The organism is Paenisporosarcina sp. TG20, from assembly GCF_000286315.1.
In the GTDB taxonomy this organism is placed as follows: domain Bacteria; phylum Bacillota; class Bacilli; order Bacillales_A; family Planococcaceae; genus Paenisporosarcina.
Genome location: NZ_ALJG01000195.1, coordinates 1 through 8587, shown reverse-complemented (window position 1 = coordinate 8587; position 8587 = coordinate 1). Strand labels below are relative to the sequence as shown.

At 33.2% G+C, this 8587-nt stretch carries 10 protein-coding genes and 2 pseudogenes; 8 read left to right on the top strand and 4 right to left on the bottom strand.

Features of this window, described 5'->3' with window-relative positions:
- A pseudogene (locus B371_RS21195) lies at positions 1-170 on the bottom strand (NAD(P)-dependent oxidoreductase); the annotation flags it as partial.
- Between the two features lie 438 nt (positions 171-608).
- Here B371_RS21195 and B371_RS23950 point away from each other — a divergent pair.
- The 7 genes from B371_RS23950 (at position 609) to B371_RS0103485 (ending at position 6439) form a co-directional block, all read left to right on the top strand.
- Positions 609-725, top strand: coding sequence for a putative holin-like toxin (locus B371_RS23950; protein ID WP_237721497.1), 117 nt, complete (start codon positions 609-611; stop codon positions 723-725).
- 874 nt (positions 726-1599) lie between these two features.
- Entirely contained in the window at positions 1600-2496 is an 897-nt protein-coding gene (locus B371_RS0103510; RefSeq protein WP_019412931.1) for a 3-hydroxyacyl-CoA dehydrogenase, read from the top strand.
- A 399-nt stretch (positions 2497-2895) separates the two neighbouring features.
- Complete coding sequence (locus tag B371_RS0103505) at positions 2896-3369, top strand: hypothetical protein (protein WP_019412930.1); 474 nt, start codon at positions 2896-2898, stop codon at positions 3367-3369.
- Between the two features lie 338 nt (positions 3370-3707).
- The gene (locus tag B371_RS21190; RefSeq protein WP_019412929.1) at positions 3708-4136 is read left to right on the top strand and encodes a sigma-70 family RNA polymerase sigma factor; all 429 of its coding nucleotides are present in this window, start codon (positions 3708-3710) and stop codon (positions 4134-4136) included.
- Entirely contained in the window at positions 4129-5079 is a 951-nt protein-coding gene (locus B371_RS21185) for a hypothetical protein (protein ID WP_019412928.1), read from the top strand. Before B371_RS21190 ends, B371_RS21185 begins: the two co-directional genes overlap by 8 nt.
- A gap of 137 nt (positions 5080-5216) precedes the next feature.
- The gene (locus B371_RS0103490) at positions 5217-5852 is read left to right on the top strand and encodes a hypothetical protein (protein WP_019412927.1); all 636 of its coding nucleotides are present in this window, start codon (positions 5217-5219) and stop codon (positions 5850-5852) included.
- Positions 5853-5953: 101 nt separating this feature from the next.
- Positions 5954-6439: a hypothetical protein gene (locus tag B371_RS0103485; RefSeq protein ID WP_157185138.1), complete on the top strand. Its 486-nt coding sequence runs from the start codon at positions 5954-5956 to the stop codon at positions 6437-6439.
- 87 nt (positions 6440-6526) lie between these two features.
- On the opposite strand, the pseudogene B371_RS23945 reads toward B371_RS0103485, so the two are convergent.
- Positions 6527-6636: pseudogene (locus tag B371_RS23945) on the bottom strand (integrase); the annotation flags it as partial.
- Between the two features lie 107 nt (positions 6637-6743).
- Between B371_RS23945 and B371_RS23335 the strand changes: the two are divergent.
- Positions 6744-6905: a hypothetical protein gene (locus tag B371_RS23335; protein ID WP_019412925.1), complete on the top strand. Its 162-nt coding sequence runs from the start codon at positions 6744-6746 to the stop codon at positions 6903-6905.
- Between the two features lie 201 nt (positions 6906-7106).
- Here the strand turns inward: B371_RS23335 and B371_RS24260 are convergent, their stop codons facing one another.
- Positions 7107-7238, bottom strand: coding sequence for a hypothetical protein (locus tag B371_RS24260; protein WP_255348659.1), 132 nt, complete (start codon positions 7236-7238; stop codon positions 7107-7109).
- Positions 7239-7509: 271 nt separating this feature from the next.
- Complete coding sequence (locus B371_RS0103475) at positions 7510-8409, bottom strand: LysR family transcriptional regulator (RefSeq protein ID WP_019412924.1); 900 nt, start codon at positions 8407-8409, stop codon at positions 7510-7512.
- Positions 8410-8587: the final 178 nt, after the last annotated feature.

Genomic DNA, 8587 nt, shown 5'->3' with positions numbered 1-8587 from the left:
CTATCACCACCTGTAATAATGGTATTTTTTCCTTTTAATTTCCCAGATCCTTTGTAATCCGAATCGTCGTAAATAGGAGCTGGACTCATCTCTTCTTCAATGCCAGGTTGCTGATCTTGTGTCTGGCCAGGTGTCTTCTTATCAATCTTTTCAAATTTATCTTGTGCCATGTAAACCCTCCTAACATGTTTGTACCTCAATTATTCCCTGAGGGTAACAAAACAAACGTAATTCGAGGAGTTTTATTTAAATGTCAACTAGAATAGGTAAAGACAACCTATATGATGTAGTTATTTGGAATAAAATGAAATATTTAATTAATAATTAGCGTCCCAGGAATGAAAACATTTCTTACAGTTTGCTACAATTCAAAATTGGACTGCATGTATTCTTTTGTTGGAGTTTCACTGGGGCAGCAGGGAGGCAAGCTAGTGTCCGTATTCATTAATGTTTGCTTGATTTTTGTAGTATTGATCATAGCAATTCTATCATTCTGTTTTTATCACTTTGAATTGCATGTAAATGAGACACAACAAAATACTAAATACGGAAATAGAACGTATGTGTGGTATAATACAAGAGTAATAAAATAGGAAACTCAAGGGTGGTTGGCTCACTCCCGTTCGAAAGGGGGTGGTGTCGTGTCAGTATTCGAAGCATTAATGATTGCAATAGCATTTGCAGCATTAGTTGTCTCAATTCTTTCATTTAACCATAAAAAATAACCCATCCTTGAGTTCGAGCTCAGATGGGTTACTCCTACCATTTAGCCAATCCCCTTGAAGGGATCCTACATTACATTGACCATTTGGCGTTCAAGCGTCAAATGGTCTTTTTATTTTACTCAATTGCTAAGTTTATTATACCAATAGTTATTTGCAGTATCAACGAAAAGAGATAAGCTTTGTGTCTTAACATTTTTAGAGTCTTAATTTCGAATGCACGTATACACTCATTCAGATACTTACCACTTCAATATGAAACCGTTAAGAAACATCCTGTTTATTATCATATGAAAGAGTTTGTTGATTCGTTTGCTATATTTGTTTTTGATGAATATTGAGATTAGACATGGACAATAAGAGCACTTGATAAAGATGGCAATCTAATTGTAGATAAATTGTTTGGAACTGGAAATGCTCTATATATTTATTGATGACTGCTATTTTAAATAATCATTCTGACAGAAGAAAATACATTGCCCGATGTTGTTCTAACTGAAAAGCACCGATATGATGTCGTCAGTATTCCTCCTCTGCTACTCTAATTAATTCAGCATTTTTTTCTTCCAAGGGTTTTGTTTTTAACATAACTAAATGCCCCTGCTATCGTTTTGGTATGGTGTCCTATGTCTGAAACAATCGTCAATATATTGAGACTACTTTTCAAGTTAACCTATTCTTAAACTGTTAGAAACTACTGTCTCTATATTGAATAAGTAGGACAATCATACAATATAATAGCTCCATACAATATATGATACTAGGATTTCATTAAAAGTTATTTAACTATTCTTAAAAATAACTAAATGTTCTTAATTTGCATTCTGACTTACACTGAATTGAAGTATAAATGATATGAAAAGGGGAATTGAAAAGTATGGACTATAAAAACATTACAATCGCAGGAAGTGGTGTCTTAGGAAGTCAGATTGCGTATCAAACTGCCTTTCATGGTTTCAATGTAAGCGTTTTTGACATAAATGACGAAGCGTTACAAGCTGGAAAAAATAGAATCCAAAATTTAATGAAAAGATATCAAAAAGATTTAAGTGCAAGTGAGGAGCAGGTTAATACTGCTTTTAATAATATTAATTTCTTTAGTGATTTATCATTGGCCGTATCAAATGCTGATCTTGTAATAGAAGCCATACCAGAAGTAGTTCAAATAAAATTAGATTTTTATCACTACTTAGGAAGAGTAGCACCTGAGAAAACCATATTTGCCACAAACTCATCTACGTTCTTGCCTAGCCAATTTGCTCAGGCTACGGAACGTCCAGAAAAGTTTTTAGCTTTACATTTTGCAAACGAGATTTGGAAAAATAATACGGCTGAAATCATGAAACATTCAGCTACTGATATGAATGTGTTTAATGAGATGATTAAATTTGCTAAAGCAATCGGAATGGTTGCATTACCTTTATATAAAGAGCAACCAGGATATATTTTAAATTCTTTATTAAGTCCATTTCTACGTGAGGCACAATATTTAGTAGTAAATGGGATTGCAGATCCAGAAACGGTAGATAAAACTTGGATGATCGCGACTGGTTCCCCGAGTGGTCCGTTTGCTATTTTAGACGTTATTGGTATGAATACTCCATACAATCTAACGCTTGCAGCCGCAGAAGCTGGTGATATAGAAGCTGCTAAAGTGGCTAAGTGGTTAAAAACGGAATTTATTGATAAAGGGAAATTGGGGATAGCTACAGGAGAAGGATTTTATAAGTATCCTAAACCTAACTTCTTAGAACCAGACTTTTTAAAGAATTAAAGTTGGACTAACTAAACTAACTAACTAAATTATAGATGCCAAATAATGACTTCAAAAGTAAAAGGATACTTAGTAAACCCTAAGCCGTTCAGTTTTGGATCACTTATTGCGAAATAAACGGTCAAATCGAATCTGTTTTATCAACAAAATAAACAACTAAATATAACCTAAATAGCGCCTCATTCCGAGGTGCTTATTTTATGGAAAAATAACAAAGGACTTCCAATTTTGAAAAGGAAAAGGTTGCTTACTAGTTAAAGAATTAGGAGAGATGGGTTTCCTAATATCAATGCTGGTGTGTACTGTTAAAATGAGTATAAGATTATGAAATCTATCACTTAAACCTAACGATGCAGTAGAGTGGAAGAAATATCGCTACTATTATTAGGGGGGAGCAAATTGACTAAGGCTGCAAATAAAAGTAGTAAATTAGGAAAATTATTAGGAATTATAATAATCGGAATAATTTCGTTAAGTTTAATCCTGTATTTTATGAGGTTGCCTGTCCAAATGGCTGATTGGTTCGTAACTTTTAATGTAGAGGAGCCAAACTATAAACCTGAAGAAATAAATAATAAATATTCAAAAATAGTAAGCCGTAACAAAGTAAAGACGATTTATGAGTATAACGATGGTACCCTCACCATTTGGGCATCTAGTGAAATCGGATGGACTAAAGGGGAAATTTGGGGAGAAAATGTTTCTTTGCTAGTAGGTGAAAAAACTGCCTTCTATCAGAAAGAGAGGAATTTTCAAATGGTTAGTTTCGATACGCAAGGTGTTGAGTATAAAATTGAATATATAGGCGAGGGATTTTCTAAAGAAGAGCTTATAGAGGTTGCTAATATTATTGTTATAGCTAAATATGCATAATTATTCAACTAACAGGTTTTAATTAAGATCACCGAACTGCATAGCTTATTAAACTAACGGATTAATATATACAGTATTCGTTTCAAAACATTGATATGGTGCACCTTTTATCTTTGTTTACATGTAACCGTAAAGATAAGCGTTTTAAGGGCTTGATGGAGCCTCTGTGGGCATGATTGGTCTTGAAAGGATGAAACCGTTGTTTCAACAGGCATGCCAGCCTATCATCCCCCTCCAAGTAAAGACCTATCTTTGTTACCGTTGAAAACTATAATTACTTACTGAAGATAATAAGTAAACGAAGTCAGAAATATGAACAAGATATTTATAAAATAGCTTTGGTTTATGTGAAAAATCAAAATGATGCTTTGGATGTTGTTCAAGAAACAGCATATCGTTCATTTAAGACAATCAAAAATCTAAAAGAGCCAAAATATTTTAAAACTTGGTTAACAAAAATTGCAATTAACTGTTCTCTGGATTTTCTTGGAAAACAGAAAAAAGTAGTTCAGTTAAAGCCAAAACTTGAGAAGAATTTTTCGGGGGATGTAAACGAAGATATTGATCAGGAAATGACAGTTCGTGACTTAATTGAATGTTTAAGTGAAGAAGAAAAAAGTGTTGTTATTTTAAGATTTTACGAAGGGATGACATTCAAAGAGGTATCAGAAACATTAGATATTCCCTTGGGTACGGCGAAAACAATTTTATATCGAGCTTTAGACAAGCTCCGTAATAATTTGAAAGGAGATGGTTTCTATGAGTAATAAGATTAAACAAGAAATGAATAAAATCGAAATACCAAAGGAACTGAGTGAAAGAATCAAAATGGGCGTTTCTCAAGCAAAGAAAGAAATCAAAAAGGATAGAAAAAGATTTAATGTAAAAGGCATCGGTATCGCTGCTGCTTTCCTTGTGTCTGTTGGAGCATTCACCTTATTTAATAATGTTATACCAGATAGTTCAACAGGCAATCAAGATGCACTCGTAGTTAATAAAGATGGAAGTGTGGAAATCCCAGCTATTCAGTTACCCGAAGACACTTCAAGTGCAAGTATGATTGGCTTAATTGTATATAACGGGAAAATTTATACCCAAACAGGGACAGAGACAGATGATGAAGCTTCAAAGGATATTATAAGTGAAAAGCTTGGAACAACAAAAGGAACAATAGATGAATGGAGTGAACAAGAAGCCTATGATGAAGAATTTGCATCGACAGTAGGAATAGTAGATGTTTACTCTGTTAAGGGGTACGATAAAGACTTTAGGATAATGACTTATGAAATACAAGACGGGAACATAAATACCGAATTTTATGAGAATCTCAATGGAGTAACAATAGATAACGGTAAAGATGTATTCGGTAAATTAAATATCGAAGGGAATATATCTTCTGCACAATATAGAACCTTCAGTGACTGGGATAACGATATCGATAATTATCAACCTATTGCAGATATGGAAATATTAAATACTTTTGTTGTAGAACTAAACAAGGCGAAGCCTATCCCTCGTGGTCAAAATTCAGACCCAATAAGTAATTCACGAACTGACGAGGAATTTAGGGGATTAAGTATTAAATTGAATGACGGTTCTACGGTTAGACTTACCCTTCTTAAAGAAGGTAATATCTATTATGGATTTATGGGTGTGTATTTTAAAATGGATGAAGATGTTTTTTCTAAAATGTGGAGCCAAATACAGTAATTTATCTTCAACTTACGGGTGCTTTACTTCAAGAAGAGGTAAAGCCTTGTGTTTGTTGAAGCAACGCAGCAGTTATGGTGAAGAAGAAATATGTTTAAAATATAGGTTAAATAGATAATTTACGAGGTGCATTATTTGTGATAGGTTCTCCTGAAATAAATAAAGTAATTAGAAAAATATTATCTTCTACTTTAAAAGAAAATGGTTTTAATAAAGTTAATACAAGGCATAATTGGGCTTGGATTGACCATTGCATATGGGTATTAGAAATAGTTGCTGTTGGAAAGTATTTTTCAGATGTAACAGGATGGTCTCCTATGTCTATCCATGTAGATTTAGGAATATATTATGATTTTGTTCCACCAAAACATAGCGAAATAAAAATTGGAAAGAAAGGTGAATTACAGCCCGCCCCTTATCAATGCCAGATTGAAAAACAGTTGCACTGTAACATTGACCAATCAAATTACACCAATCATTTTGAAAATCTTGCTGAAAAAGAACGAAAAGACATTTGGTGGATTGAACCTGATGGCTCGAATATAGAGGAAGTAATAATTGATATTAAACAATCTTTTTTGATTGATGGATTAGAATGGCTCAAAGAAAATACTGATTTACAAACAGCATTCAATGAGGTTGAAAGAGAACATAATTCTTTAAATAAATTTTATAAAGCAAGGTATTTTGCAAAACACTTAAACGATAAAGAAAAGCATAATAAATATAAATACTTATTAGAACAAGAACAAAAAAGAATTGAAAACTATTAAGCTAACGGGTAGCTTGAGTTGAAGATCCTTGGGCTGCGTATGAAACTCTTTTTCTTAATGAACTTAAGCAGCTGAATAGTAAAAGAAGGGAGTAGAGTAATGTGAACCAAGTATGGGAGAGATTTATGACAGTTAAAGGTTATTTATTAGAAGGGATTTTTGCGAATAAGCTTGATACATACCACGTAAATAAAGAACTTGTCCTTCACTCTGTTGAACCGTTATTATACATTAGAAAAAACAATTCATCTGACATAAAATATTGGAAAATTGACTGGACTGAGGACAACACAGGAGAAGACATACTGCTACTTAAAGAACAAGAAACCCCAGAACCAATTGAATACGAACTAATAGATAACCCTCTTCAGAAACACGTTATAATGGGTTCTAGTTTTTCGGTTCAACATAATTTAATTAAAAAGGTAATTGGATACGGTTTTAAGGATATTCATAGTGAAATCTTATCTTCAATTGTTCTAGAACTTGATGACTTGTTCATTTCTATTAAAACGGGACCAGTTATAGAAATAAGAATTACTAATAAGGAACCTAAAGGTTTAGGTGACATGATTTTTTCAACATAATCTATTTTGTGAATTATTGTATTTAAAGTAACGAGGTGCTTTTAGTCAAATGGAGCATCGTCTTTTAAGACGTTGCTCCTTCTACGTTTAGAAATACTTCTGATAATACTCTTTCCTTAACCTTCCACTTAATTGAGCATATACCTTGTGGATTCACTTTTCTCATGCCCCATAAGACTTTGTATGACCTCAATAGGTGTGAACTCTTAGGAGAAAATTTGTCTAAGGGTAACGAGGAACTTATAGTTTAGTACAAATCGTTAGATGGAACGCGGAATGACGGGAAACTGTAAGGGGGAAAAAAATGGAACTATCAATCTGGATCTTATCGATTCCTATTATTATTGGAATTATCCTTGCTTTTATAACAAAAAATATGGAAAGTAAAAAATCTGCAAAAATCCAATTTGGGGTTTGGGTAATTACAGGACTCCTTCTAATTGTGGGTTGGTTATTCACAAAATAAAAGCGTTCGTTGCGTCATTAACGCTTTTACCTGCCCCTTGTTCTAGGATGTTGGATGGTCATGTTCCGTGCGGAGTATGGGAAAAGTCGGAGATAACTTCAAACGCTTACCTATTACTAACTTTAGTAAAAAAACATAAATAAATGCGCTTGGAGAAACATTTCCATTTATTTATACAATTACCAATAACTTTTACATAGCCTATAATGATCCCACGATTTCTTCTGCTCGATCGCTATAGTCCGCAAAATGATTAACAATGATGCGGGAAAGCTCCGACATTTCCCAGTTTACAGGTTTGTTATCCAACCTTTTCGGTTTGATTTTAGTCAATGATTATCACTGCTTTTATACTACCAATTAGACAACAAAATAATCATTTTACAATCACAATTGTAATAGCAATAATCGACCTGTCAATAGTATGATTATTTTAAAGGTAAAATCAATACAAACCTTGATATTTCAATGAAAAATAGACATCCAATTGACTAGCTAATTGGGTGTCTATTTGGGTTTATAAGGAAGAAAAAGTGATCCAAAAAAGAACGGCTTAAGTAAACCCGGGTCCTTTTTGGTTAGATGATAAAGTTGCTACTGCATATCACTTTATCATTAACAACTGTGTTAAAAGTTGATCTGTAAACTTGTCTATTATTGCCGATGAATTTTCATTCTTTCTGGTTATTCTCCAAAGATAATTTGGAATGCTTGTAATTTCTTTAATGGAAATCGTAATTATTTCATCTCTAATTCGTGGGGGGAGTGACTCAATAATATATTCTGTTGCGATGGTTATGGCGTTTCCTTTATTCACCATTCGGTAAAGTGCCTCTACGTTGTTTGAGATTAAAGCCACTCTATTAGTTTCTTCTCTTAAGAATAAGTTTTCGGCAATCATTTTTATAGCAGGATCATTATATAAAACAAAGGTTTCATTTTTTATTTCATCTCCGGATATACTTTTGTAAAACCGTAATGCTGAATTTTTATTTACAACGAGTAATGCTTCATCTTTAACTATTGATTGCCAAGTGAGTGCTGGATCATGGTTATTCGTCGTTGTTGAGAGAAAACCAATATCAGCATGACCATTTTTTACTTGTTTAACTACTACAGATGAATCCACCTCCAACATTTGAACATTCACATGACGATAACTTTTTTGAAGTTCTAATGTCGTATCTATTATCTTTGGAACCATGCCAGGAATAGTGGCAATAACGATATTGCCATGTATTATATCTTTGGAAAATGATATGTCGTCCTTCATTTTGTCAACAGACTTAAGTATTGATATTGCATGTTGTATGACTTTCTTTCCTTCATTTGTGGGTACAACCCCTTTTCTTGAGCGAGAAAATAGTACAACATCCAATTCTATTTCTAGTTGGCTAATCGATATGCTGATAGTCGGAACTGTCATACGACTTTTTTTGGCTGCCTCAGTGAAAGAACCTAATTCTCCCACATCAACAAGATATTGAAGTTGAGTGATATTCATAATCCCACCCCTTTATGTATTTTTAAAGGTCAAGTCGTGCATATTCTTAATCTATTACTATAGTGTTGAGTCAATTTCATAACACCTTAATTCGATTATAAACACGGAACACTTAATTGGTTTTTATATTAATTACCGTTTATTTTAGAAAGGTGGCGTTTGATTGTAGCGCAATGCG